A 26,393-nucleotide genomic window follows, 5' to 3' on the forward strand; every position below is an offset into this window, starting at 1 on the left:
GATAAACTTGTTAATGAATTTTTATTTTGTTATAATTATGTTGATAGATTGTATCAAAATAGAGAAGTGGTATTTGTACAGAACTTTCAAAAAGAGATTAGTTCAAAATAAATAATTGGAGGTAAAAATGAAATCTTTCAACTTTGAGAATAAGAGTAGAGATTCCAGGAAAGAATTATCAGATGAGAATATAGCTCCTTATTTACCAGGCAGAAATCTTGTAGATATAACAGGGATAATTAAAAAGAATAAAAAACTAATTACAGTTTCAAGAAAAGAGATGGATCATTTAGTAAAATTATCAAATGAAGCAGTTTATTTGCATTTATTAGAAAATAAACAACTGGTCACTGTTGATAAATATGAATCTACAAACTATGTGAAATTATCATGTGAAACAGGATTGCCATTTCCATTATATGCAACTGCTCCTGGAAAGGTAATTCTTGCCCATATAGATGAATCAAGTTTAGATGATTACCTTGATGAAGAACTTATTGCTTATACTATAAATACAATTGTTGATAAAGATAGGCTGAAAGCTGAATTAAAAAAAGTTAAAGAAAATGGTTGTGCTACAAGTTATGGTGAGCTAGAAGCAGGCGTTCTTTCTATTTCTGTACCTGTTTTTGAAAAGAAAGAAATTAAAGGGGCTATTAGTATAGCTGGTCCAGAATATAGAGTATATAAAAGACAGGGAGAGTACCTGACAGCTTTATTAGAATCAGTAAAGAAAATAAATCAGAAGTTAAACTAATATAAAAATGGCGGAAAGAGCCGCCATTTTTTTGCTTGTATTTAGTTTCCAGCATCTAAAACCTCATCAAACTCAGGTAACTCTGGCAATCTATCAAGAAAGCCTAATACAACTTCTGGTCTATCTGTAATAAAACCACTTGCCTGGAAATGAGCTAATGTTCTTATCTGCCACAAATAATTAATTGTATAGGGGAAGACAAACTTTTTATTTTCATGGGCTGCTGCAATGTGCCATGGCCATGCCATAAAACCTTTGGGACCGAGCCCATCGGCTATTTCACTACTGTATTCAAGCCAATTATTCCAGCTACGTCTTGAAATTCTATTATCAGTTATTAATAATAATCTTGGTTTATCAGGAACAAGTTCCTTAAACTTCCTTAAACTGCTTAAAGAGAATGAAAAGAAAATTGTCTTTTCAAAGCCCTCTTCTTCAAGCCAGTTTCTTTCTTCAAGAATATTTACAATTTCTTGCTCAATACCGTCATACTTTTCTGGATGTTTAGTTTCCAGTATTAAGCCTGGAGTATGGCTGCCAGCTTTTGCAATATCAATAAGTTCATCTAAGGTTAATATATCTAACCCCTCATAGTTTTCATCAGCGTAATTTTCGTTAGCTTCATTAAACCAGCTTCCATAATCAAGTTGTCTTAATTCCTCTAAAGTAAATTCTCCGATTTCATCATTAATTCTATCTGGGAAAACTTCTTCAACATTTGAGGTTCTTTCTAAAGTTTCATCATGAAATATTATTAATTCACCATCTGCTGTCATTTGAACATCAGCTTCAAAATAATCAGCACCAGTTTCTCTAGCTATTTCATATGCAGGCCTGGTTGATTCAGGAGCCACTATTGACGCCCCTCTATGGGCTATTACTGCTGGATAAGGTATATTATGGTCTGATAATATATCTTCACCTCTCATATCAGGATTAATTAAATAATAACCACCGTAAAAAATCATGAAACCGGCAAATAAAATTAATAGAATGATAATAACGAATTTCATGTTATTTCACCCCTCAATAAAAACCTTATTATTCATTTCTCCTTCTAAGTTGTTTAATATCTCTAGAATATCGAATTTTCTCTAATAATAATTCTTTTGTTTCAGTATCTAATTCTATATCTTGTTCTAGATTTTCAACATGTCCAATTTTGATGAATTCATCAAATTCATTAACAAATAATTGGTTTTGATATAATATTTGAGGAATTTCATGAATGAATAATACTGGTTTATCCTCAGGATGTAACATTGAATAACCCATAAAATCATCAGGAATATTATTGACACCCATTATATCAAGAATAGTGGGTGGAAGGTCAGTTATAGTTCCAGTCTTTTCAATTTTTCCAGCATTTAAATCTGGATGTTTAATTAGCAATGGTATATGCTCAGGTTCTTTAATATTTCTATCCACATTAAAGTTAACGCTTGATGAGTATTCTGGTGTCTCAATTGCTGCTTCGTGATCTGAATATATAACAAAAAGAGTATCATTTTTTAAACCGCGGTCTTCTAATTCATTAAAGAACATTTCTAAAGAGTGATCAACAAAATATAAGGAGTTAAAGAAATCTTTAACCAGCTGACTATTTAAATCTTCAAATTCTTCCTGTTCAAATTCTTCAGGATAAAAGGTGAAAGGAGTATGGCTTGTAACAGTTATGAGATATGCAAAAAATGGTTCTTCTGCTTCTTCTATAAAATCAACAGATTGTTTTAAAAAGTCATAATCATTTATACCTAAATAATTGTCTTCAATTACATACTCTCTGTCATCCATTGAATAATCTTCTCTGGAATAAAATTTATCAAAACCTAATTCTGGATAAGCCTCATGTCTGTGAAAGAAGGAAGCATCATTTCCATGAAAAGCCATTGTCTGATAACCTAAATCATTCATAATATTAACTAATGAAGGGAATTGAGTCATATCATGCTCTCTAAATGAATATTGCCGATTAACAGGATACATACCTGTAAGTAAAGAGAAATCGGCATCAAAGCTACCATTGACATGCTGAGCATAAAAATCATTAGCATATAGGCTATCCTCTTTTAATGAATTTACAAATGGTACTATTTCTTTATCATTATATTCATAATCCATTGTCTTTTTATCTAAAGATTCGACCTGAATAACAATAATATTACTATAATCATCAATTAATTTGTCATCATCTGAAAGTTTAGTTTCAGTTTCAGGAAGTCTATTTTCTACAATTTCAAAATCGTCTTCACCATAATCATATAGTAGTTCAAAAGTATATAGTGGTATAACACCGTAAACATTAACAAAACCAGGAGTACTATTGTTATATAATTCTACAGGTGTAAAGCCACCAAAAGCAAGGTTTGTTATGAAAATTTGTCCCATCAAAATGATTAATATACTTAATAAAACAATTGCCCCTGTTTTAATTTTTTTCATTCTATTATAGCTTAGTTTTGATTTTAAAGAAGAGCCTGATTCCTGGGTTATTTTAATTGTAAAGCCCATTAAAATTAGATCCACAATGAAAAGAGGGTCGTATACATTGAATACATGTCTAAAAACGACTCCTATAGGGTTATAAGTATCTCCAACTGCCATTTCATTTATGCTCAAATAATTACCTAGATGTCTATTATACCAGAGATTTGATAGGAAAAAGAAGCTAAATACAATCGAAAAGATAAATATTATTAATCGTCCACTGCGTTTTTTAACAATAGGATATATAAAATATATAATAAACATAATAAAGGCTATATTTCTAAAAAAAATACTTAAAATTGATGGAACACTAAATATATGAAGCATAATAATATTATATTTTATCAAAAATCCTAATAAAAATGATATGGCAAATATCTTTTCTTTTTTATTCATTTCTTTAAAATGGTTCATTAATCAATCCTCCTAAATTTGTCTTAAAACTTATTATAACAGATATATTATTCTAGGCCAAACCCATTAAAAACCCAGGCTGAAGGGTGATATGAACTTATGAGATTCTTACTTTTGAAATGATTCTCTAAATATTTCTGGACTAAAGGGGAAAGATTACTAGTGCATGCATTTATAATTAGACTGGGATTAATTCTTTTTAAATTTTCGCTTAAATTACTTTTGTATTTTGTATCTTCTTCCCAGAATTCCTGCCAGACTTTGTCCCGCAATTTTTTGAAATGGTAATCACTTAAAGATCTTCTATGGAAAAAATGAAGAGAAGTCTGAAAGGGAATTGGATTTATTATTATAATTTTATAACTTCCATTCTGTAAAACATCTTTCTGATGATCACTAATTATAGCCATAAGCAATTCCTTAAGTTTATTTTCAATATTTTTTCCTGTAGCTCCCTGAGCAGGGGAGATAGGAATTAAATCATTATTGCTGCTATAATCAAATTCTGCTTTATGAGGCGATTCTAAAATTATAGCTATTGAATTATTAATTTTCGTACCTTCATTTAATAGTATATCATTGTAATTAGAATTTTTTATGATATTTTTTTTATTTAAAATAGAATTAATTTCAATATCATCTGTATTTTCATTCATAGTCATATTATATCGAATTATATTTGGTACTGATTTATTGATGAATTTATCTCTTATAAATATGTTTTTCTTATGATTTAAATCTATAAGCTCTTGATTATGATTTCTTATCTTAAAAAACTCTTTATAAATATTTTCATTAATTTTTACCTTGAAATTTTGATTATTCCCCATGATTATATAACTCATTTTATATCTCCTCCATTATTAAATTTTATCATGCCCCTATACCAGAGGCAAATAATTAGTTATAGACTGTAACAAAATAGTTTTATAATTTTAATTAAAGAAGATAGGAAAGAAAATGATTATCAAAAGAAAACTTTTTTTATTGCCTGATATCTGATATTATTAGTATTAGTTTATGTAAGCAACCTATATTTCTTAATTGAATTAAAATATTATGTTCAATGGCTTAAGAGCTCAAAGCAGATTATTTATATTACTTATAGTTTTAAATAGCTTTGATATATTATTTAGAGTATATTAAAAATAAATAATAGGAGGAATCATTTTGAACACAAAAAAATTAACTAGAAGTGGCTTACTAATTGCATTAGGAATTATAATACCATATTTCTTTCATATGTTTGGAATATCCGGAAGGATATTTTTACCTATGCATTTTCCACCTTTATTAGGTGGCTTTTTGGTTGGACCTTTATATGGTGCAGTAATTGGGGCTGTACTCCCTATCTTAAACTCAATGATATCAGGAATACCTCAGATGCCAACTATGGCCTTTATGATAGTTGAACTGGCAGCTTTCGGATTAGTAGCTGGTATTCTATATAAAAAAATGAATTTATTTATAAGCCTTATCATTTCAATGCTTGTAGGCAGAATAATATATTTTATTTTATTTGCTTTATTTATTGAATTCACTAATCCTTTTGTCTATATTTTCGGGGGAATAGCATCTAGTTTACCTGGTGTTATTGGTCAGTTATTACTTATCCCTGCTATTGTAACTGTTTTAGAGTCTAAATATGGTAAGATATAATTTAATTAACTAACTTATGATTTTGAATGATTTTATTTTGAAATATATTTAATCGAAATTTAAGGAGCTGATTTTGTTGACTGAAAGATTATTTCTTTTAGACGGACATAGCTTAGTCCATAGAGCATTTTATGCACTGCCTTTATTAACAAATTCCGACGGAGATTATACAAATGCAGCATTTGGGTTTGCACGAATGTTTTTCTCATTAATGGATAATGAGTCCCCCGATCTTTTATCCGTTGCCTTTGATCTTGAAGGTCCAACATTTAGGCATGATGAATATGAAGAGTATAAAGCTGGTCGGAAAAAAATGCCTGATGAGCTTAGACCACAATTTGATATAGTTAGAGATTTTTTAAAAGTATTAAATGTACCTATATTTGAGAAAGAAACTTATGAAGCAGATGATTTAATAGGTACATTAGCAAAACAGGCAGCAGATAATGGTTACGATGTTGTCATTGTTACTGGTGATAGAGATGCATTGCAATTGGTAGATGAAAATATAAATGTCATGTATACCAGGAAGGGTATGAGTGATCTTGTTGTTTATGATCTTGAAAAAATAAGAGAGGATTATGAATTAGAACCAGAACAATTAGTTGATATGAAAGGATTAATGGGGGATAGTTCAGATAATATCCCAGGTGTTCCAGGTATAGGTGAAAAAACTGCTACTAAACTGCTAAAAGAATTTGATGATATGGAAACCATACTAAATAATATAGATAAAGTTTCAGGGAAAAAACGTAAAGAAAACTTAAGAAAGTATACTGAACAGGCAGTAATGAGTAAAAAGTTAGGAGAAATAGATACAGATGCTCCAATTGATTTTAATGAAGATAAATGTCGCTGGGGAGGTTTTGATGAAGGCGAGGTATATGAATTTTTATCTGAATTTGAGTTTAACTCCCTTTTAAAAAGATTTGCTTCAGATCGCAAAATTTTAGATGAAGATAATTTTGAAATAAAAGAACTTTCAAGTCAATCAGAAATAACTAATTTAATTGAAAGAGCAAAAGAACAAGGAGAAGTAAATTTAGCTGCTTATTTGGATAACTATGACAAACCAATGCAGAGTAATGCTGAAATCATTGTATCAATTGATACTGATAATGTATATATAATAAAAGATATAAGCTCTTTAGAAGTACTTTTTTCTAATAGTAGTATCAAATTTAATTTAATTCATGGGAAAGAAGCTTTAATCTGTTTGAGAAAAAATGGATTCAATTTAGGAAATATAGATTTTGATCTTCTTCTTGCCAGATATTTGTTAAAGCCATCAGGTAAAGAACCAGAATTAAAGGAGATTTTAATTGATGAATTAGGAGTAGAAGTATCAGAGGATCTATCTGAAAAAGAATTAATAGCGTTATCTTTAATTAATTTAGAAACTTTAAAATCTAACCTTTTAGAACAACTTCAGAAAGACAGCTTGCTTGAATTATTTAAAGAAATTGAATTACCTCTGTTACAGCCATTGGCTGAAATGGAGTATAATGGTATTAAACTTGACTGTGATTATCTCTATAGCTTATCAGATAAGTGGGATGAAACCATCAACTATATTGTTGAAAAAGCACATGAGCTTGCTGATGAGGAATTTAATTTAAACTCACCCAAGCAGGTAGGAGAAATATTATTTGAGAAACTTGGACTGCCTGTAATTAAAAGGACTAAGACAGGTTATTCAACCAGCATGTCAGTTTTAGAAAAACTTGAAGACAAACATCCTATAGTTCCCTTAATTACAGAATATAGACACTGGTCTAAGTTGAAATCCACCTATTTAGATGCTTTACCACCACTGGTTAACCCAGATACTGAAAGAATTCATACAAGTTTTAATCAGATGGTGACATCCACAGGTAGATTAAGTAGTACAAACCCTAATCTTCAAAATATCCCAATTAGAAGTGAAGAGGGTCGTGAAATCAGAAAAGCCTTTGTGCCAGGTAAAGAAGGGTGGGTTTTATTAGCAGCTGATTACTCTCAGATTGAACTTAGAGTTCTTGCAGAGATTAGTCAGGATGAGAGTTTATTGAAGACCTATAAAGAATCAGGTGATATTCACACAGAAACAGCAAGCAAGATTTTTGAAGTTGAAAGAGATTCAGTCACCGACAACATGAGAAGGAAGGCAAAAGTTATTAATTTTGGTATTGCCTATGGCATGAGTGCATATAGACTTGCTGATGACCTTGATATTTCAAGAAAAGAAGCTGAAGAATACATCAATAGGTATTTTAATAGGTTTTCTGGAGTAAAAAAATATATGGATGATATAGTAAAAGAAGCAAAAAATAAAGGTTATGTCAGAACTCTTTTAAATAGGATAAGATATATCCCAGAGATTAATAGCTCTAATTACCATAGAAGGTCTTTTGCTGAAAGAACAGCTATTAATACTCCTATTCAGGGAACTGCAGCAGATATTATGAAACTTGCTATGAATAGAGTCTATCAGGCACTTAAATCTAATGATTATCAGGCTAACTTATTACTTCAGGTTCATGATGAATTAGTAATTGAATTACCTGAATCAGAATTAAAAGAAGTAGCTCATATTGTAAAAAAAGAAATGGAAGCAGCTTATAGTTTAGATGTTCCTTTAATTGCAGATTTAGAAGTAGGAGAAAATTGGAAAGAAAAAGAAGAATATGAGGTTGATGACAATGCCTGAATTACCAGAAGTGGAAACAATTGTCCAGGGACTTAAAGCCCCTCTTTGTAACAGAAAAATAAATAATGTTTTTGTAAGAGATGGAAGAATTGTAGGTCATCCTGATAGCCCTAAAACCTTCAAGAAAAACTTAGAAGGAGAAAAAATAGTTTCACTCGGAAGACGAGGAAAGTATATTATTATAGAAATTACAAATGGGAAGTTGTTGATTATCCATTTAAGAATGACCGGTCAATTATTAATAAAAGGCCGAGAAGAAAAAATAGACAAACATACTCATATAATTATACAATTAGACAATGAAACTGATTTAAGATTTAATAATGTCCGTAAATTTGGTAGGATGTATTTAATAAACCCTGATAAACCTGAACAGGCAGGTGGTTTTGCTAAATTAGGTCCTGAACCATTAACAGAGGAATTTACACCTGCTAAATTAAAAGAAATAATTAAAGGTAGAACTACTTCAATAAAGAATATATTACTTAATCAGCAACTTATTGCAGGCATAGGTAATATATATTGTGATGAAGCTCTTTTTAGGTCAGGAATAAAGCCTGATCGTCCTGCAGATAAACTGACTGATGAAGAAATTGAGAAATTGCATCATGAAATAAATAATGTAATTGCTGCTGGAATTAAATATAATGGGACTACATTTAGTGATTATGTTAATGCCCTTGGGGAAGAAGGTAGTTTTCAGAAGGAGTTGATGGTATATAATCGTTTCGGTGAAAATTGCCATCATTGTGATTGCCAGATTGAAAAAAATAAAGTTGCTGGTCGATCCTCTCATTATTGTCCTAACTGCCAGCAATAAGGAGGTATCTTTATGGCTTTAGGTTTAACAGGTGGAATTGCATCAGGAAAAACAACTGCAGCTAATTTTTTAGAAAGTTTAGGTGCTAAAATAATAGATGCAGATAAGATCGCTCATAAAATAATGAAACCAGAGGGATCAGCTTATAGCGATGTCGTTCAGTTTTTCGGTAATAATATTTTGAATGAAGATGGCAGCATAGACAGGAAAAAACTAGGTGAAATAGTCTTTAATAATTCAGAACTCAGACAGAAATTAGAAAAAATAACTCACCCGATAATAGTAAGAGAAATTAAAAATAGACTTATAAATGAAACTGATAGTAATACAATTATTGTTGCTCCTTTATTATTTGAAGTTGGATTAGATGATCTTGTAGATCAGGTCTGGGTTATTTATTGTAGTAGGGAAACTCAAATAAAAAGGCTTAAGGACAGAGATAATATAGCAAGGAAAGCAGCTTTAGCAAGAATAGATGCTCAAATGCCATTAGACAAAAAAATTAAGAAAGCTGACCTGGCTATAGAAAATGAGGGCTCAATTGATGATTTAAAAGATAAATTAAGAGAAGCCTGGGAGAAATGGCAAAAGGGGGATAAATATGAGTCATAGAGTAGCTTTAATTGCCCATGATAAGAAAAAATCTAATCTTATTGAATTGACAAAAAGGTACAGAGAAGAATTATCAAAATGTAGGTTGATTGCTACAGGGACCACAGGGAAAAGATTAATAGAAGAGACAAAACTTGAAGTTGAAAGGGTTAATTCAGGACCTCTTGGTGGAGATCAGATGATTGGAGCTGAAATTGCTAAAGAACTAATAGATGCCGTAATATTTTTACGAGACCCATTAACTGCTCAACCACATGAGCCTGATGTGTCGGCTCTTTTAAGGGTATGTGATGTTCATAATGTTCCATTAGCTACTAATATTGCAAGTGCTGAATTATTAATAAATTCAATGCTGGTAGATGATTAAAATGATTTTAAAATCAATTGATTTTAAAAAAGTTTTTATATTAGCTTTTTTAGTGATATTCTTAGTACCTGGAATTGCTAATACCAGGCAAATAGAGCCTGACCATGACATTTATATTTACCCAATACCTGAAGAAAGTTTGGATCCTCATCTAACCTGGGAACAGGGGAGAACTAACATAATAAATTATATTTATGATTCATTATATAATTATAATCCTAACACAGGTGAAGTTCTTCCTGATTTAGCTTCTGATAAAATTGATGTTGAAAACCATAAAATCGATAACAAAGAATTATATAAAAATATTATCCCTATAAATACAAATAAACAATTTGCAGATGGTAGCTATTTAAAAGTAGAAGATGTAAAATATAGCATTTTAAGATTAATGCTAATAGATAAAGGTGGAAGTGGTGCTTCATATTTTTGGGAGTCTATTTTTAATATGCCTGATTTAGCTGCTTTTACCCAGGAAGTATCAGGCTATAATAATCCAGCATATTTAAGTTCTCAGACCTCAAGAAAAATATATAATGCCATTACAGAAAGAATATATATTGAAAACGATAAATTAATAATCTTATCAGAAGATAATATAGATTTCCACTTATTATTATCAGATAGAGTTCCCTGGTCTGCTGTGTTAAGTAAAAATAAGTTAATTGAATTGGGGGATTGGGATGGGAATCCTGTTGATTGGCCATTATATTATCAGAGAAAGCCTAAATCTTCACCCTTATATGATAATAATTCTGCTACTTCCTCGAACTGGCAGGTTGTTAAGTGGAGACCTGGTGAACATCTGACTTTAATTGAATCTGAACCAGGTCAGGCCTGGTATGATGAGTTAAATTCATTAAAACTATTTTTTCCAAGGTCTAGAATCAGTAAACTTGCTGGGCCTTTAATTAAATCCAGTGTATCTGAGGCCCTGTTTCTTTCAGATATTGATTTTATAACAGATTATAATTTAATAGAAAATAATTATACCATAGATAAGGTATCTGCAGGTAGTTATGTTTATTTAATAAAAAATTTAAGGGAAGATATAGTTCATTCTAACTCATTAATTTATTACCATAATAATGACAACCATAGAAACTTAATAAAAGAGTTAACTTCCAATAAAGAAGATAATGAAAAGTTAGAGATTAAAGGTTTATGCTGGCCTGAATATTATGATCGCATAGTAAATGGTGATTATGATTATGCAGTAATTGAGTGGCTGGAGCCCTTTGCTGGTAAAGTGCCATATATGTATACAATAAATAGAGAAATAAATTATCCTATAGAGATAAAAGAAATTTTAGATAAGCCTTATCGTTTACTATTTCAAAGAACTGAAATTTGACAGCAATTGTTATCTCGGGTATAATTTTATTATCGGTATTCTTTATTTATTTTGAAGGAATTAGCGATTATATCTAGAAGTAATATAATGGCCGGTAGACATTTATATAATATATTATTAAGAAGTTATTAGGAACTAATAATATTAATACCTTAAGGAATTAATATCATGATTAATATCATGGAGGAGAGAGGGAGGAGATAATAACATTAGTTTTAAATTTATTCAGAATATTTGAAGGATGTATGGTATAGTGGACTACTTAAATAATTATTAATTAAGGGTAGGTGAGTTTCTTGGAAAAGCAAGATAATTTAATTGAGGTAAATAATCTCAAAACTCATTTCTTTACTGAAGAAGGTGTTGTCAAGGCTGTTGATGGTGTTGATTTTTCAATTAAGCCTGGCGAAACAGTAGGTATTGTAGGTGAGTCTGGTTGTGGTAAAAGTGTTACATCTCTATCAATTATGAGATTAGTAGAATCTCCTCCTGGCAGGATTGTTGATGGAGAGATTTTATTTGAAGGTAAAGATTTAACAAAATTAAGTGAAAAAGAAATGAGAAAGATCAGAGGTAATGATATTTCTATGATTTTTCAGGAACCTATGACTTCTTTGAATCCAGTTTACACTGTTGGAGATCAGATTACAGAAGCATTGGTTCTTCATAAAAACATATCAAAAAAAGAAGCTAAGAGTCAGGCAGTCGAAATGCTAAGGAAAGTAGGTATTCCTCTTCCTGAACAGAGAGTAGACGAATATCCTCACCAGTTAAGTGGAGGAATGCGTCAGCGTGTTATGATTGCTATGGCTTTATCATGTGATCCTAAATTATTAATAGCTGATGAACCAACTACAGCGCTAGATGTTACTATTCAGGCTCAGATTCTGGATCTTATGAATGACCTTAAAAAAGAATTTGGTATGGCAATAATGATGATCACTCATGATTTAGGAGTTATTGCTGAAGTTTCAGATAGAATAGCAGTAATGTATGCAGGCAAAATAGTTGAATATGCTGATTCAGAAGAACTATTTGCAAACCCATCAAATCCATATACCTGGGGACTTTTAAAATCTATTCCTCTGTTACATAAGGATATAGAAAAATTATTTGCAATTCCAGGTAATGTACCTAGTCCGCTTGATTTCCCTGATGGTTGTAAATTTAATTCCCGTTGTTTCCTTGCTGAGGATAAGTGTTATGAAGAAGAGCCACCATTACATGAAGTAAAAGATGGCCATGTATCCCGTTGTTGGTTTATTGATAAATTAGAAGAACATAAAAAGCAGGTTCAGGAAGATGAATCCGCTTAAATTAGCTGGAGGTGAATGATTTGGCAGTAGAAAAGGAAAATCTGCTAGAAGTAAAAAATTTAAAAAAGTATTTCCCGGTAAAAGCCGGTGTTTTTCGTAGAACTGTTGGTCATGTAAAAGCGGTGGATGATGTAAGTTTTAATATAAAATCAGGAGAAACTCTTGGTCTTGTAGGTGAATCTGGTTGTGGTAAATCCACTACAGGTAGAACTATTTTACGTCTTTTAGAAGCAACTGATGGAGAAGTTATATTTGATGGGAAAAACATTCATCAATTAGATAAAAAGGATATGAGAAGTGTTCGTCGTCAGATGCAGATAATCTTTCAGGATCCATATGCTTCATTAAATCCAAGAATGACTGTTGCTGATATTATTGGTGAACCAATGGATATTCATAATCTTGCTGAAAATAAGAAAGAAAGAAATAAAAAAGTTGAGGAGTTACTTGAAAGGGTAGGTCTTTTAGCAGATCACATGAAAAGGTACCCTCATGAGTTTTCTGGCGGGCAGCGTCAGAGAATTGGTGTAGCGAGAGCTCTAGCAGTAAATCCTCATTTAATAATTTGTGATGAGCCTGTTTCAGCTCTTGATGTATCTATTCAGGCCCAGGTAATTAATCTGATGGAAGAGCTACAGGATGATTTTGATTTAACCTATCTATTTATTGCTCATGACTTAAGTGTTGTTAAGCATATAAGTGATAGGATAGCTGTTATGTATCTAGGAAAAATAGTGGAGTTGGCAGATAAAAGAGAATTGTTTGATAATACCTTGCATCCATATACAAGGTCATTATTATCAGCTATTCCTGTTGCTGATCCTACTTATGAGAAAGAGAGGATAATTCTTGAAGGTGATGTACCAAGTCCTGTAGATCCTCCTTCAGGTTGTAGATTCCATCCTCGTTGTCCAGAAGCTATTGATATTTGTAGCGAAGTTGAACCAGAATTTAAAGATTATGGTGGAGGACATATGTCAGCCTGTCATGTAACTGATCAGGAACATGAAGCTGTAAATGATAAATAAATTCAATTAATTATATTATAGAAAAAGCCCTCTATTAAGAGGGCTTTTTTATCTTTTTATTTATCTTTTCTGCTAAAGATTTAGGGGCATAGGCTTTAATATATATACCTTCTTGTATATATTCTTCTTTTTCTACTTCCCCATTATTATGGAGTTTCTCTATTAAATTTGCATCTTCATAACCTATTACACCAGCGATTGTCTTAAAGTCTCTATAGACTATTTCCTGTATTTTCTCTAATAAATCATTTATATTTTTACCGGTTTTAGCAGATATAAATATAGCATCTGGATAGCAACTTCTTAAAAATTGTTCTTTTTCAGCATTTAAAAGATCAATTTTGTTAAAAACAAGAATTTCTTCTTTTTCTTCTTCAGTTATATCAGCAAGAACATTTTTAACTGTATTCATTTTTTTATCAATATCATCTGAAGATCCATCCACAAGGTGAATGATGATATCAGCCTGGTTAATCTCCTCAAGAGTTGCTCTGAATGATGCTATTAAGCCATGTGGCAGGTCTCTAATGAAACCAACTGTATCAGAAATTATTGCTGATTTACCACCAGGCAATTCAAAATTTCTCATAGTCGAATCTAATGTTGCAAATAATTGATCAGCAACTAATTTATCAGCTTCTGTTAATTGATTTAATAATGTGGATTTTCCTGCATTTGTATAGCCAGCTAAAGCTATTATAGGATCTTTTCTATCCTGGCGTTGAACATCCCTGGTTTTTTTAATTTCTTCTAATTCATTTTTTAATCTGTGAATCCGCTTGTTAATTCTTCTTCTGTCAGTTTCTAATTTAGATTCACCTGGTCCTCTCGTTCCAATTCCACCAGCAAGACGGGACATTTCTTCCCCTTTACCAGTCAGACGAGAAAGCATATATTCCAACTGAGCTTTTTCTACCTGTAATTTACTTTCTTTAGTTTTGGCATGGAGTGAAAATATATCCAAAATTAATTGAGTTCTATCAATAACCCTTATTTCTAATTCTTCTTCTAAATTTCTTAATTGAGCTGGAGTTAGTTCGCAATCAAAAATTATCAGATTTATATTTTGATTTAATACAAAGTTTTTAATTTGGTTTAACTTTCCAGTACCTACATAGTGAGCTGGATTAACATTATCTTTTCTGTACTTAATATATCCCTTGATATTTCCACCAGCAGTTAAAGTTAATTCTTTCAATTCTTCAATGTTTTCATTTTTTTCTCCAACAAGAAGCACTTGATCTTCAGTTATACCAGTAGAAAAATGATCTTTTTTAATATTAATCCCTCCATTTATTTTATACATTAATTATACCAAATTAAATTATAAATACAAGCGTTCAATCTTGACATATAACAAAGAAAAATGGTATATTATATACGTACCGGGAACGGGTATCAACTAATGGAGGGATATCATGAGCTCATTACAAAGTGAAGATAAAAAAGCATTATTAAATCGTTTAAGTCGTATAGAAGGACAGGTAAGAGGTTTAGCCAGAATGATAGAAGAAGATAAGTATTGTATTGATATTTTAACTCAGATAGCAGCTAGCAGAGGGGCCTTAAAGAATGTTGGTTTGAAGGTATTACAGCGTCATGTTGAGGGCTGTGTTAGTAATGCTATTAAAGATGGTAATACCGAAGATGTAGTTCCAGAATTATTAGATACAGTTAATCGCTTTGTTGATTAGATAAAAATTATGTCCGGCCTTTTGCCTATTATTTCATATAAGGCTGGACTTTTTTATTTTAATAGTATATAATATTATATGAAAGATCAAATAAATATACATAGATTGGGGATGAGGCTTGCAAATGTCAAAAAAACAATTGGCTCTGGTATGTTTAATTTTTGTTTTCTTGCTGGGGATTCAATCCAGTCCCATAATTAATGAAATTGGAGCTCAAATTCAGGAGGATTCTGAGTTAATCTATGAAGATACTGCTTCCCCTTTATCTTTATTAAATTTTAACTTTTTAAATTCATCTGACCAGGTTAAGAATGATATTGATTACATAAGTTCAAATGCTTTTCCAGTAAATTCTTATAATAATAGGACAGATTTTGTTATAGGCGAAAAAGAGTTATCCTGGCAAAAAGAAGATTCAGATAGAAATATTAATTTAGCTGATGAAGCTACTGAAAAATTTGATCGTCAACTTGAGGAAAGACTTGAAGAAATAACGGGTGTAGGATTTATCCAGGCAGTAAATAAAGACTATAGTAATTATAACTTATTATCTGATATTAAAACCCATGTTGTTAAGCCAGGAGAAAGTCTTTGGACTATAGCAAGTAAACATAACATAAATATTGATACATTAATAGGTGCAAATGATATAAATGATATGAATCAAATAATGCCAGGTGACGAATTAACAATACTTCCTGTAAGAGGTATAATGTACAGGATAGGGCCTGGAGATTCTTTTAAAGATTTAGTTTCAAAATATAATTTAGATAAAGAAGAAGTTAAACAGGCTAATAACATCAGAAATCCAGAAAATATATCTCAAGGTAAAAACATAATATTACCAGGTGCAGAACCAGAATTTGGTTATCAGGATAGATTGAATCAAATGTTTGTTAGACCAGTTGAAGGGAGAATAAGTAGTCCTTTTGGTCCTCGCTGGGGAAGCCATCATGACGGTAAAGATTATGCAGTACCTATAGGTACACCTGTAAAAGCAGCTGGTGGCGGAAGGGTAGTTTATGTGGGTTGGTCATCTGGATATGGTAATACAGTTATTTTGCAACATCAGGAAGGAATGAGAACACTCTATGCTCATTTAAATTCCTTTAATGTTAGCTCAGGACAAAGAGTTAATAGGGGGCAGGTTATTGCTCGCTCAGGAAATACAGGTCGCTCAACTGGTCCGCATCTTCATTTTGAAGTTAGAGTCAATGGAAGACCAGTTGATCCTGCCGGATATTTAAGGTAAATTTATCTCCTGCTTTTTAAAAAATTCTTTTTAAAAAGCAGGACTTTTTATTTTGATGTAGAATTAGTTAAAATAAGATAACAATATTTTTTTGAACATCAGTGCAAGCGTTTGCATTTAATAAGTTTATATCTTTTAAATAAATAAAGGTGATGAGAATGAAGAAGGTTACTATAAAAGATGTAGCAAAAGAGGCTGAAGTTTCTCCTTCAACAGTTTCCAGGGTAATTAGTGATAGTCCCAATATAAGTAAATCAACTAAAGATAAAGTAAGATTTATAATGGATGAAATGGGGTATTATCCTAATGCGATTGCGAGAAGTCTTGTAAAACAAAAGACTAGATCTATTGGTCTTGTTATGTCTAGACCAACTGATAGAGCCCTGGCAAATCCTTTTTTCTCAGGGGTAATTCAGGGGATAGCAGCAGTAGCCCAGGAGAAAAATTATAGCCTACTATTAACAGCAGCAGATAATTATGAAGATGAGTATCAAGAGGCATTAAAACAATTAAAAGTTGGTAGAGTTGATGGACTAGTACTTTTAGCTTCTAGAATTAATGATGATCTTATTAAACAGTTGCTTAAAAATAATTATCCATTTGTTTTAATTGGTAGAAGTCAAGAATATCAATCGATTCCCAGGGTAGATAATGATAACTACAAAGCTGCATATGATCTTATTATAAAATTAATTCAATCTGGCTATAAAGAGTTTTCAATTCTTGCAGGCCATAAAGATTATGTATTTACTGGCGATAGGCTTAAAGGAGTAATAGATGCTCTTAAAGAAAACGATTTGAGCTTAGACCCTGATAGAATAGAATTTACAGATTTCACATTTGAATCAGCAGAAAAATCTGCTTATAGGATTTTATCTAATCATAATACAGATGCATTAATTGCATTTGACGATTTACTTGGTATGGCAGCAGTTCAAACTGCTGAAAGTCTTGGTTTCTCTGTTCCAGACCAAATTGGTATTGTAGGCTTTAATGACCATACACTGGTTTCATATTTAAAACCATCATTAACTACTGTAAAAATTCCAATAGTTGATATGGGTGAAAGAGCAATATCTATGTTAATCAAAATGCTTGAAAATACATCTTATAATGGTGAAGAAAAAATAATACCTACTGAAATAATTGAGAGGGAATCATTAAAATTCAAATAGATAGCAAAAACAAATTTCAACCTGGAGGTGGTAGGTTAAATTAATGCTGGTTTAATTTTAAGAATCTTTAAAACTATAACAATAGGGGGATTTTAAAAAATGAAAAAAGTAATTGGTTTAATGCTTGCTTTAGTTATGGTATTTGGTATGGCGAATGTTGTTGAAGCTTCAACTCCTGGTCAACTTCTAATTTGGGCCGATGATACAAGAACTCCTGTATTAGAAGATATCAAAGGGGAGTTCGAAGAAATGTATGGAATACCTGTAGAAGTACAGGAGAAGCCTTTTGGCGACATTAGAGATGATTTAGCGATAGAGGGGCCCGCAGGTGAAGGTCCAGATATTATTGTTGGAGCCCACGATTGGATGGGAGAATTAGTTGCTAATGGATTAATTGAGCCGATTAATTTGGAATCACCAGATCTATTCATGGAAACAGGCCTTGATGCATTTATGTGGGGCGAAGATTTATATGGTATGCCATATGCTATTGAAGCTATTGGCCTTTTCTATAATAAAGATATTGTAGAAGAGCCACCAGCTACATTTGAAGAATTCTCTGAAATGGTTAGAAATTTAAGAGATAGAGATGAAGGGAAATATGGTTTTGTAATGCCCCAACCTGATCCTTATCACACTTTCCCATTCTTTAGTGGCTATGGTGGTTATGTCTTTGGTGAAGATGAAGATGGAGTTTTAAATCCAATGGATATAGGACTTAACAATGAAGGATCAATAAGGGCACTTGAAGAACTAGTTGAACTTTACGACGGCTATATCCCTTATATCGATTATGAGACAATGATGAGTATCTTTACTAGTGGCGATGCAGGAATGATGTTAACTGGACCATGGGCTGCGGCAGATATTAGAGACGCAGGTATTGACTATGGATTTACAAGTCTTCCTACAATGAATGGTAATGATCCTCGTCCATTTGTTGGTGTTCAGGGCTTTATGATTTCTTCATTCTCTGAAAACAGAATACTTGCTCAGACATTTTTAAATGAATTTGTTGCAACTGAAGATGTAATGTATCGCTTTTATGAAATAGATGACCGTCCTCCAACATTTATTCCTGCTGGTGATAGAGCATCTGAAGATCCAGATACAGCTGGTGTTCTTGAAAGTGCTGAAACTGGAGTTCCAATGCCAGCAATTACAGAGATGGCTGCTGTCTGGAGTGCCTGGGAAGATGCACTTTCCTTAGCTCTAAATCAAGATCAAACTGCAGAAGAAGCATTAAATGATGCTGTTGATCAGATTATTACAACAATTGAAGAATCAGAATAAAAATATGATTACAATAAACTATTAAGTTAGAAAATGCCGGCATAATTAATATGCCGGCGTTTTCAACCCCATGAAATGGAGGGGAGATAATTGGATTTGTGGAAAAAGAATAAGTCATTTATTTTTAAAATTATATTTTTAGCAATTTTTAATGCTTTAGCTCTTTGGAGTGTAATTGTTGGTATAGTTACTGAAGGCTGGATTCTTGTTAGTATTACTGTATTAGTAATGATTTTAATTAATTATATCTATATTTCTGATAAAGTCTATCCATTGAGATATATTATACCAGGAACATTTTTTATGATTTTATTAGTTGTCTATCCAATTTTTTATACAATTTATATTTCAACTACTAATTATGGTACAGGAAATATGCTTGATAAAGATCAGGTTATAAACCAACTTGAAGGCAGGACCTTTTTACCTGAAGATACTAGAACTTATAATTTTACTGTATTTAAATCAGAAGATGATGAGTTTAAATTATTATTTGAAGATCCAGAAACAGGGGATTTATTATTAGGAGATACTATAGACTATTCTGTTGAAGAAATTTCTGATACTGATGATAGGTTAATAGATTCAACCGATGATGGAGATATTGACGAAATTAATGGTTACACTCGCCTTGAACAACCAGAAGTTATTCAGAATTTAGGAAGGTTAGAGGCATTAAGGATTGATTATAGGGATAATGAACTTAGAATGAAAGATCTTAATTCTTTTGCTTTATACAGACAAAGGTATGAATATATATCTGAAGAAGATAAGATTATTGATTTAAGAGATGGTTATGAGTTTACACCAGTTAGAGGTCACTTTTATAATGAAGAAGTAGGTAGGCTTTCACCAGGCTTTAGAACTTTTGTCGGATCCAGAAATTATCAGAGACTATTAAGAGATCCAAGAATTTTACAGCCATTCTTTAGAGTTTTTGTCTGGACATTTGCCTGGGCTATTTTAAGTGTAGGAACAACTTTCGCTTTAGGATTATTATTAGCTCTTATTTTAGATGATAAAAAATTAAAATTCAGAAAATTTTATAGGACTATTTTAATAATTCCATATGCTATGCCTGCTTTCATTTCTGTATTAATCTGGAGGGGTTTATTTAATCCAGAAGTAGGGGTAATTAATCGAATATTAGATTCACTGCCCTTTTTATCTGCATTACCATTTATGCATAATGTATTCTGGACTAGAGCGGCTTTAGTATTTATAAATCTCTGGTTAGGTTTCCCTTATATGTTACTTATTACTTTAGGAGCTTTACAGAGTATTGATAAAAACTTGTATGAAGCAGCAATAATTGATGGTGCTAGTATCTGGCAGAAATTTAGATACATTACATTGCCATTACTTCTTATTACTGTAGCCCCATTATTAATTGCTTCATTTGCCTTTAACTTTAATAATTTTAATATTATCTATCTATTTAATGAAGGACGTCCAGCAATTGCAGGAGCTCAAACACCTGCAGGTGGGACAGATATTTTGATAAGTTATACTTATCGCCTATCCTTTGAGACAGGTAGAGGAGCGGATTTTGGACTTGCCAGTGCTGTTACTTTAATAATATTTATGATAACAGCGACAATAACCTGGTTTAACTTTAGATTTACCGGGGCACTTGAGGAAGTGAAAGAAAATGAGTAGAGACAAAAAAATAGGTATAATAAAGCATTTAATAATCTGGTTAGCAATTGCATTTGCTATGTTTCCAGTAGCCTGGACATTTTCAGCATCTATAAATCCTGCTAATACATTAGTTGGGCAGACAATAGTCCCACCTGATGTTACTTTTGAGCACTATAGAACTCTTGCAACATCTACTCAACACCCTTTTTTACTCTGGTTATGGAATAGTATAAAAATTTCCTTGATTACTTCTGTAGTGGCAGTTACTTTAACAACACTTGCAGCTTATCCTTTTTCTAGGTTTAGATTTAAGTTTAGAAGGAAAGGTTTATTTGCTATTCTCTTAGTTCAGGTTTTTCCTCAGATGCTAGCAATGGTAGCAATATATTTGTTATTTTTAAATATTCAAAGATATTTTCCTGCTATAGGTTTAAATACTCACCCAGCAATAATCTTAATTTATTTAGGAGGAGCTATAGGGGTAAACACCTGGCTTATGAAAGGTTATATGGATACTATACCTCGTTCTTTAGAAGAAGCAGCATATATAGATGGGGCGGGGAAATTTCAGGCTTTCAGACTAATTATAGCTCCATTAATTAGACCTATGCTTGTAGTTATTTTTATTTTACAGTTTATAGCGACTTATTCTGAATATATTCTTGCAAGAATAATACTTGGCTCATCATCGCAATATACACTGGCTGTAGGGTTGCACCTATTTATATCAGATCAATATGGAGCTCGCTGGGGGACCTTTTCTGCTGCAGCAATTATTGGTGCTATCCCAATAATAGTACTATTTATGTTAGTTCAGGACCATATTATTAGTGGACTAACTGGTGGAGCTGTTAAAGGATGATATTATCAGCAATTACTCATTCATATAACCCAGTTCAACAATCAGTTGTTGATGAGAATACACTTGAGTTAAGAATTGAAACTGCCCGGGATGATATTTCCCGGGTAGTACTTCTATATGGCCCAAGATATTCAGAGAGTGAGGACCCATCTAATAGTAAAAAACTAAAATTATTGTATCAGACAGCCGAAAAAGACATTTATTCAATTAGGCTTAACTTAAATGATACTAGAGTAAGATATATGTTTTATCTTGAAGACTTTATAGGAAATGGATATTGGTATAATGAAAAAGGATTTTCAATTAAAAGGCCTAGAGGTCATCATTCAGGATACTTTCAATTTTCAATAATTAATGAATCAGATATTCCAGCTTGGCCTGAGTGGCCAAAGCAACAGGTAGTTTATCAGATTTTTCCTGATAGGTTTAATCGCTCAGGGAAAGAAAATATGGCTAAAAGCAAATGGGGAACTTTACCAGAAAGCAATTCAATATATGGTGGTAATCTTCAGGGAATAATAGATAAATTAGACTATTTAGAAAACCTTGGGATTACATCCATTTACCTTACCCCGATTTTTAAGTCTCCAAGTAATCATAAATATAACATAGATGATTATTATCAGATTGATCCAAACTTCGGTAATTTAAAGGTAGCTAAAAAATTAGTAGCAGAAGCTCATAAAAGGAATATAAAAATAATATTAGATGCCGTTTTCAATCATTCTGGATCAGGCTTTTTTGCTTTTCAGGATTTGCTTCAGAATGGGAGGAATTCTAAATATTTAAATTGGTATTATCCAGAGAGTCTTCCTTTAAGTCTTAATGAAATAAATTATAAGACTTTTGCTAATAATGTCAAACAGATGCCAAGACTAAATATGAACAATCAAGAAACTCAGGATTATTTTCTTGAGGTTGCAAAGTACTGGACACAAGAATTAAATTTAGACGGTTGGCGTTTAGATGTTGCTGATGAAGTTTCTTCTGATTTTTGGTATAAGTTTAGAAAAACTTTAAAAGAGATAAAACCTGATATTTTTATTATAGGTGAAGTATGGTATAGAGCTAATAAATGGTTAGAGGGAGATCAATTTGATTCAGTAATGAATTATGACCTTCAAAAAGATATATTTTCATTAATAATTGATCAAGCTATTACAGCAGACGTTTTTAGTAAAAGAATTCAAAATAACTTTAAAAATTATAAAACAGAAATACCTAATCAACTCTTGAATTTATTAGATACTCATGATACTCCAAGAATATCCTGGTATTTTAAGAATTTAAAGCAATCTGAGAAGGAGAAGAAAATTAAACTTATTTCAACTCTACAATTTTTATTGCCAGGTATCCCAATGGTTTATTATGGTACTGAGATTGGGCTAACAGGAGGAGATGATCCTGACTGTAGAAGAACGATGATTTGGAACCCCCAAAATCAGAATACAGATCTTTTAATGCATTATAAAAAATTAATTAAATATTATAAAGATCAGTTAATTTTTCAAAATGGTAAATATAAAGAGATTTATTCAGATGCTGTAAAAAATATTTTAGTTTTTGCACTAGAAACTAATGAAAATAAGAAGATAATTATAGCAAATTTTTCTGAACAAAAACAAATTTTAAATTTAGACAATTTGCAAATTAAATTAAGAAAATTTATTTTAAATAGTAAACCTGAGTTTAATTTAAATTCTTATGATATAGATCCTAAAACTGATGAATTTATAATTTTTCCCAATAATATTGTTGTTATTTAGGTAGTGATTATTTGCAAATAAAAAGAAAATTTTATATACTTGAAGTAACAATAAGAAGGGGGTATTAAATTAATGAATAAAGAAGAATATAAAATTCTTAAAAAAGCTGTTCTTATTGAGCAGGAGGGTTTTGATTTTTATATGCTTGCTGCTGCTCGTACAGAAGATGAAGATACTAGAGCTGCTTTTGAAAAAATAGCAGGCGAAGAACAAAAGCATATAAATTGGTTAAAAGAACTTTATAATAAAATGTCTGGTGCTGAGGATACTGAGCTTAGCTTTGAAAACCCCCCAGAGAAGCCAGGGATATTTGATTGGGAGAAGAAAGATATCTTTAAAGGTTCATTAGCTTTATCGGTTTTTAGTATTGGTGTAAAAATGGAAAAAGAAGCAATTGAATTTTATAAAAAGGCAGCTAAAAATTCTCAATCATCAGAAGCTAAAGAATTATATGAAACCCTTATAGAATGGGAAAAAGGGCATATGGAAGAATTCCAGAATCATTATGAATTACTCCAGGAAGATTGGTGGAATGAACAGGGCTTTGCCCCATTCTAATATTTAAGAGTAAATTATAACCCCCTGGCTTTTTAAGCCAGGGTTACTTGTTATAAATAATTTCAAGAAAGGGAGAGATGATTTTGCCAGATTATGATGTTTTGATAATAGATGACGATAATCATATAATTAGAATTTTAAAAGAATATTTCGAGTATGAAAACTTTAAAGTTCATACAGCTCAATCAGGAAAAGAAGGTTTAGAAAAAATAGATTCAATAAAACCAGATCTTATTGTTCTTGATATTATGTTGCCTGAAATGGATGGATGGGAAGTTTGCCAGAAATTAAGACCTGCTAATAAGACTCCAATTATTATATTAAGTGCAAAAACCAAAGATTCTGATAGGATAACTGGATTAGAATTAGGTGCTGATGATTATGTAACCAAGCCATTTAGTCCTAAAGAAGTAGTAGCTCGAGCAAAAGCAGTTTTAAGAAGATTAGATCAATCAAAAGATGGTGCTGGAGAAGACATTTTAGAATATGATAATATATCTATAAATAAAAATGAACGCAGTGTAAAAGTTTATGGAGAAGTAGTAGATTTAACACCGAAGGAATTTGACCTTTTATGGACCCTGGCTTCATCTCCTAAAATTGTCTTTGATAGAGAAAAGTTATTAAAAAAAGTTTGGGGTTATGATTATTTTGGGGATATTAGAACTGTTGATACCCATATAAAATCTCTCCGGAAAAAATTAGGAGACCAGGCTGATAAATATATTGAAACTGTCTGGGGGGTAGGTTACAAATTTGAAACTGATAAAAAAGATAAAAAATAATATTATCAATTTTCCTGATAACTTTACATTTGGTGTCAATACCTTGTTCATGAGACTCTTTATCAGGTTTTTACTATTGTCTTTAATTGTTATAATGATATTAGGTTTAGCAACTATTTATTTTTTTGATGATTTTTATTTTTCAAAGACAGAAACAGATATAGTTAATAATAGTCAGGTTTTAAATCAAGCACTATATAACTCTATAATCGAAGATGACGAAGATATGGTGCAGAATAGCTTGCAATTAGTTGCAGAAATTAATTCTGGCCAGGCCTGGCTAATTAATGAAGAAGGATTAATGATAGATAGTCACCCTTATCTTGAAACTCAAGATTCTAATATTAGATTTTTAAATGCAGAGCAGATTTTTGAAGGTAATATTATATCTCAAAGAGTTGAACCAAGACATTTTGAAAGACCGATGTTACTGATTGGTATGCCAGTTAGACAGATGGATAATGTAGTTGCTGGATTGCTTGTATTTACTTCTGTAGAAGGTATTAACTCTACAGTAAGACAGGTCAGACAACTTATGGTGTACTCATCTTTAATTGCTATTTTATTAGGTATATTTTTAGCATATAGTTGGTCTAAATCACTTGCAAGTCCATTACAGAATATGAGTCAGGTAGTTACTGAGTTAGAAAAAGGTGATTATGGTAGACAGATAGAGTTAAATGATGATGATGCAAGTAAAGAAATTAATAACTTAAAGAATAGTTTTAATTCTCTTTCGTTAAATTTAAAAGAAAGCATTACAGATTTAACAAGAGAGCGTAATAAGTTAAAATATATTTTGACTGGAATGGAAGAAGGAGTCCTGGCTGTTGATAAATCAGAGGATGTAATAGTAATAAATGATGCTTTAAATAGAATATTTTATGTTTCCAAAAACTCTGTTGGTAAGAATTATAAAAAATTAAATATACCTCAACAGGTCAAAGATTCAATTGAAATAGCATTAAAAAATAAAAAATCTATAAAAGAAGAATTTACTCTTGCTAAAGATATGAATAAAAATAAAAGTAGTAGAAGAATAATTTTAAGGTGTAATCCTATTATAATGAGAGAGGAAGTTTGGGGAATTGTAATATTATTTCAGGATATTAGTGACCGCTGGAGGTTTGAAAAATTACAGCAGGATTTTGTTGCTAATGTATCTCATGAATTAAAAGCACCTTTATCTTCAATAAAAGGTTCAGCAGAAATTTTGTTAGATGGAATTATTAAAGATAAAGAAAAACAAGAGGAATATTTAGAAATTGTATTAAATGAAAGTGATCGCTTAACAGAGTTAGTAGATGAAATATTAAGGTTAGCTGAATATCAAAATCAAGATTTTATAAAAGAAAAAGAAACAGTTTCTATTCAAAAATTAATTGAAGAAGTGACTAAAACTTTTAATAAATCAGGTCCTTTAGCTGATAGAATAGAAGTTATAAATAATGCAGAATTAGTAAGTGTAAAAGCTAGTAAGGCGAGTTTAAAACAGGTATTATTTAATTTTCTTGATAATGCTAGAAAGTTTTCTCCAGAATATAGTAAAATTAAATTAATAATTGATTCAGATGATCAATATGTTATTGTAAAAGTTGTTGATCAGGGAGTAGGTATTCCACAGGATGAAATTGATAATATATGGGAAAGGTTTTATAAATTAGATAAGGTAAGAACTCCTGGTTCTTCTGGAAGTGGATTGGGATTATCTATATGTCGAGAAATCATTAAAAATCATGATGGAGATGTTTTTGTAGAAAGCAAGTATGGTGAAGGATCTACTTTTGGCTTTAAAATCCCTAAAGATAATAGTTAATGGAAAAAGCCTGCTTTAGCAGGCTTTTTAACTATAAAATTTTTTATA

General features: G+C 31.2%; 23 protein-coding genes. 19 read left to right on the plus strand and 4 right to left on the minus strand.

Annotated elements, in window-relative coordinates; all coding sequences use genetic code 11:
* Positions 1 to 127: 127 nt before the first annotated feature.
* Complete coding sequence (locus I0Q91_RS02310; protein WP_270452594.1) at positions 128 to 757, plus strand: IclR family transcriptional regulator; 630 nt, start codon at positions 128 to 130, stop codon at positions 755 to 757.
* 41 nt (positions 758 to 798) lie between these two features.
* On the opposite strand, the gene I0Q91_RS02315 is transcribed toward I0Q91_RS02310, so the two are convergent.
* From I0Q91_RS02315 to I0Q91_RS02325, 3 genes are read right to left on the minus strand one after another with little or no spacing between them, the layout of a single operon-like run.
* A complete protein-coding gene (locus tag I0Q91_RS02315; protein ID WP_270452597.1) occupies positions 799 to 1,770 on the minus strand; it encodes a glycerophosphodiester phosphodiesterase family protein in 972 nt (323 codons plus the stop codon).
* Positions 1,771 to 1,798: 28 nt separating this feature from the next.
* Complete coding sequence (locus I0Q91_RS02320; RefSeq protein WP_270452599.1) at positions 1,799 to 3,658, minus strand: LTA synthase family protein; 1,860 nt, start codon at positions 3,656 to 3,658, stop codon at positions 1,799 to 1,801.
* Between the two features lie 47 nt (positions 3,659 to 3,705).
* Positions 3,706 to 4,503 (minus strand): hypothetical protein, encoded by a 798-nt coding sequence (locus I0Q91_RS02325; RefSeq protein ID WP_270452601.1) that lies wholly within the window; start codon positions 4,501 to 4,503, stop codon positions 3,706 to 3,708.
* Positions 4,504 to 4,828: 325 nt separating this feature from the next.
* On the opposite strand from I0Q91_RS02325, the gene I0Q91_RS02330 reads away from it, so the two are divergent.
* From I0Q91_RS02330 to I0Q91_RS02365, 8 genes are all read left to right on the plus strand, one after another.
* Positions 4,829 to 5,317, plus strand: coding sequence for an ECF transporter S component (locus tag I0Q91_RS02330; protein WP_270452602.1), 489 nt, complete (start codon positions 4,829 to 4,831; stop codon positions 5,315 to 5,317).
* Between the two features lie 76 nt (positions 5,318 to 5,393).
* Entirely contained in the window at positions 5,394 to 8,006 is a 2,613-nt protein-coding gene (gene polA, locus I0Q91_RS02335) for a DNA polymerase I (RefSeq protein ID WP_345790922.1), read from the plus strand.
* The gene (gene mutM, locus I0Q91_RS02340) at positions 7,999 to 8,826 is read left to right on the plus strand and encodes a bifunctional DNA-formamidopyrimidine glycosylase/DNA-(apurinic or apyrimidinic site) lyase (protein WP_270452604.1); all 828 of its coding nucleotides are present in this window, start codon (positions 7,999 to 8,001) and stop codon (positions 8,824 to 8,826) included. The genes polA and mutM overlap by 8 nt, the downstream gene beginning before the upstream one ends.
* A gap of 12 nt (positions 8,827 to 8,838) precedes the next feature.
* On the plus strand, positions 8,839 to 9,438 hold the full coding sequence (gene coaE / locus I0Q91_RS02345) for a dephospho-CoA kinase (RefSeq protein ID WP_270452605.1): 600 nt from the start codon (positions 8,839 to 8,841) through the stop codon (positions 9,436 to 9,438).
* Entirely contained in the window at positions 9,428 to 9,805 is a 378-nt protein-coding gene (locus I0Q91_RS02350; protein ID WP_270452606.1) for a methylglyoxal synthase, read from the plus strand. Before coaE ends, I0Q91_RS02350 begins: the two co-directional genes overlap by 11 nt.
* Position 9,806: 1 nt before the next feature.
* Positions 9,807 to 11,159, plus strand: a complete 1,353-nt coding sequence (locus I0Q91_RS02355; RefSeq protein WP_270452608.1) for a hypothetical protein — start codon at positions 9,807 to 9,809, stop codon at positions 11,157 to 11,159.
* Between the two features lie 296 nt (positions 11,160 to 11,455).
* Entirely contained in the window at positions 11,456 to 12,475 is a 1,020-nt protein-coding gene (locus I0Q91_RS02360) for an ABC transporter ATP-binding protein (RefSeq protein WP_270452609.1), read from the plus strand.
* A gap of 20 nt (positions 12,476 to 12,495) precedes the next feature.
* A complete protein-coding gene (locus I0Q91_RS02365; RefSeq protein ID WP_270452611.1) occupies positions 12,496 to 13,503 on the plus strand; it encodes an ABC transporter ATP-binding protein in 1,008 nt (335 codons plus the stop codon).
* A gap of 34 nt (positions 13,504 to 13,537) precedes the next feature.
* Here I0Q91_RS02365 and hflX read toward each other — a convergent pair whose 3' ends face one another.
* Positions 13,538 to 14,809, minus strand: a complete 1,272-nt coding sequence (hflX, locus tag I0Q91_RS02370) for a GTPase HflX (RefSeq protein WP_270452612.1) — start codon at positions 14,807 to 14,809, stop codon at positions 13,538 to 13,540.
* A 112-nt stretch (positions 14,810 to 14,921) separates the two neighbouring features.
* Here hflX and I0Q91_RS02375 point away from each other — a divergent pair, with 112 nt between their 5' ends.
* The 10 genes from I0Q91_RS02375 to I0Q91_RS02420 all read left to right on the plus strand — a co-directional run bounded on the left by I0Q91_RS02375 (position 14,922) and on the right by I0Q91_RS02420 (position 26,345).
* Complete coding sequence (locus I0Q91_RS02375; protein ID WP_270452614.1) at positions 14,922 to 15,197, plus strand: metal-sensitive transcriptional regulator; 276 nt, start codon at positions 14,922 to 14,924, stop codon at positions 15,195 to 15,197.
* Positions 15,198 to 15,321: 124 nt separating this feature from the next.
* Complete coding sequence (locus I0Q91_RS02380) at positions 15,322 to 16,449, plus strand: peptidoglycan DD-metalloendopeptidase family protein (protein WP_270452615.1); 1,128 nt, start codon at positions 15,322 to 15,324, stop codon at positions 16,447 to 16,449.
* A 158-nt stretch (positions 16,450 to 16,607) separates the two neighbouring features.
* Positions 16,608 to 17,624 carry a LacI family DNA-binding transcriptional regulator gene (locus I0Q91_RS02385; protein ID WP_270452616.1) on the plus strand — a complete coding sequence of 339 codons (1,017 nt, stop codon included), beginning with the start codon at positions 16,608 to 16,610 and terminating at the stop codon, positions 17,622 to 17,624.
* Between the two features lie 99 nt (positions 17,625 to 17,723).
* Positions 17,724 to 18,917, plus strand: coding sequence for a sugar ABC transporter substrate-binding protein (locus I0Q91_RS02390; protein WP_270452618.1), 1,194 nt, complete (start codon positions 17,724 to 17,726; stop codon positions 18,915 to 18,917).
* Positions 18,918 to 19,007: 90 nt separating this feature from the next.
* On the plus strand, positions 19,008 to 20,576 hold the full coding sequence (malF, locus tag I0Q91_RS02395; protein WP_270452619.1) for a maltose ABC transporter permease MalF: 1,569 nt from the start codon (positions 19,008 to 19,010) through the stop codon (positions 20,574 to 20,576).
* Positions 20,569 to 21,420, plus strand: coding sequence for a maltose ABC transporter permease MalG (gene malG / locus I0Q91_RS02400; RefSeq protein ID WP_270452621.1), 852 nt, complete (start codon positions 20,569 to 20,571; stop codon positions 21,418 to 21,420). The genes malF and malG overlap by 8 nt, the downstream gene beginning before the upstream one ends.
* The gene (locus I0Q91_RS02405; protein WP_270452623.1) at positions 21,417 to 23,186 is read left to right on the plus strand and encodes a glycoside hydrolase family 13 protein; all 1,770 of its coding nucleotides are present in this window, start codon (positions 21,417 to 21,419) and stop codon (positions 23,184 to 23,186) included. Before malG ends, I0Q91_RS02405 begins: the two co-directional genes overlap by 4 nt.
* A gap of 72 nt (positions 23,187 to 23,258) precedes the next feature.
* Entirely contained in the window at positions 23,259 to 23,744 is a 486-nt protein-coding gene (locus I0Q91_RS02410; protein ID WP_270452625.1) for a ferritin family protein, read from the plus strand.
* An 83-nt stretch (positions 23,745 to 23,827) separates the two neighbouring features.
* Complete coding sequence (locus I0Q91_RS02415) at positions 23,828 to 24,529, plus strand: response regulator transcription factor (RefSeq protein WP_270452627.1); 702 nt, start codon at positions 23,828 to 23,830, stop codon at positions 24,527 to 24,529.
* Positions 24,501 to 26,345, plus strand: coding sequence for a HAMP domain-containing sensor histidine kinase (locus I0Q91_RS02420; protein WP_270452630.1), 1,845 nt, complete (start codon positions 24,501 to 24,503; stop codon positions 26,343 to 26,345). Before I0Q91_RS02415 ends, I0Q91_RS02420 begins: the two co-directional genes overlap by 29 nt.
* Positions 26,346 to 26,393: the final 48 nt, after the last annotated feature.

Source organism: Halonatronomonas betaini, assembly GCF_015666175.1.
GTDB classification, from domain to species: Bacteria; Bacillota; Halanaerobiia; order Halanaerobiales; family Halarsenatibacteraceae; genus Halonatronomonas; species Halonatronomonas betaini.

Bases quoted from the DNA above. Each gene is read 5' to 3' on its own strand.
- coaE (WP_270452605.1), top strand. From the start codon at position 8,839: ATGGCTTTAGGTTTAACAGGTGGAATTGCATCAGGAAAAACAACTGCA.
- I0Q91_RS02375 (WP_270452614.1), top strand. From the start codon at position 14,922: ATGAGCTCATTACAAAGTGAAGATAAAAAAGCATTATTAAATCGTTTA.
- mutM (WP_270452604.1), top strand. From the start codon at position 7,999: ATGCCTGAATTACCAGAAGTGGAAACAATTGTCCAGGGACTTAAAGCC.
- I0Q91_RS02410 (WP_270452625.1), top strand. From the start codon at position 23,259: ATGAATAAAGAAGAATATAAAATTCTTAAAAAAGCTGTTCTTATTGAG.
- I0Q91_RS02380 (WP_270452615.1), top strand. From the start codon at position 15,322: ATGTCAAAAAAACAATTGGCTCTGGTATGTTTAATTTTTGTTTTCTTG.
- I0Q91_RS02385 (WP_270452616.1), top strand. From the start codon at position 16,608: ATGAAGAAGGTTACTATAAAAGATGTAGCAAAAGAGGCTGAAGTTTCT.
- hflX (WP_270452612.1), bottom strand. From the start codon at position 14,809: ATGTATAAAATAAATGGAGGGATTAATATTAAAAAAGATCATTTTTCT.
- I0Q91_RS02315 (WP_270452597.1), bottom strand. From the start codon at position 1,770: ATGAAATTCGTTATTATCATTCTATTAATTTTATTTGCCGGTTTCATG.
- I0Q91_RS02405 (WP_270452623.1), top strand. From the start codon at position 21,417: ATGATATTATCAGCAATTACTCATTCATATAACCCAGTTCAACAATCA.
- malG (WP_270452621.1), top strand. From the start codon at position 20,569: ATGAGTAGAGACAAAAAAATAGGTATAATAAAGCATTTAATAATCTGG.
- I0Q91_RS02310 (WP_270452594.1), top strand. From the start codon at position 128: ATGAAATCTTTCAACTTTGAGAATAAGAGTAGAGATTCCAGGAAAGAA.
- I0Q91_RS02325 (WP_270452601.1), bottom strand. From the start codon at position 4,503: ATGAGTTATATAATCATGGGGAATAATCAAAATTTCAAGGTAAAAATT.
- I0Q91_RS02355 (WP_270452608.1), top strand. From the start codon at position 9,807: ATGATTTTAAAATCAATTGATTTTAAAAAAGTTTTTATATTAGCTTTT.
- I0Q91_RS02390 (WP_270452618.1), top strand. From the start codon at position 17,724: ATGAAAAAAGTAATTGGTTTAATGCTTGCTTTAGTTATGGTATTTGGT.
- I0Q91_RS02320 (WP_270452599.1), bottom strand. From the start codon at position 3,658: ATGAACCATTTTAAAGAAATGAATAAAAAAGAAAAGATATTTGCCATA.
- I0Q91_RS02350 (WP_270452606.1), top strand. From the start codon at position 9,428: ATGAGTCATAGAGTAGCTTTAATTGCCCATGATAAGAAAAAATCTAAT.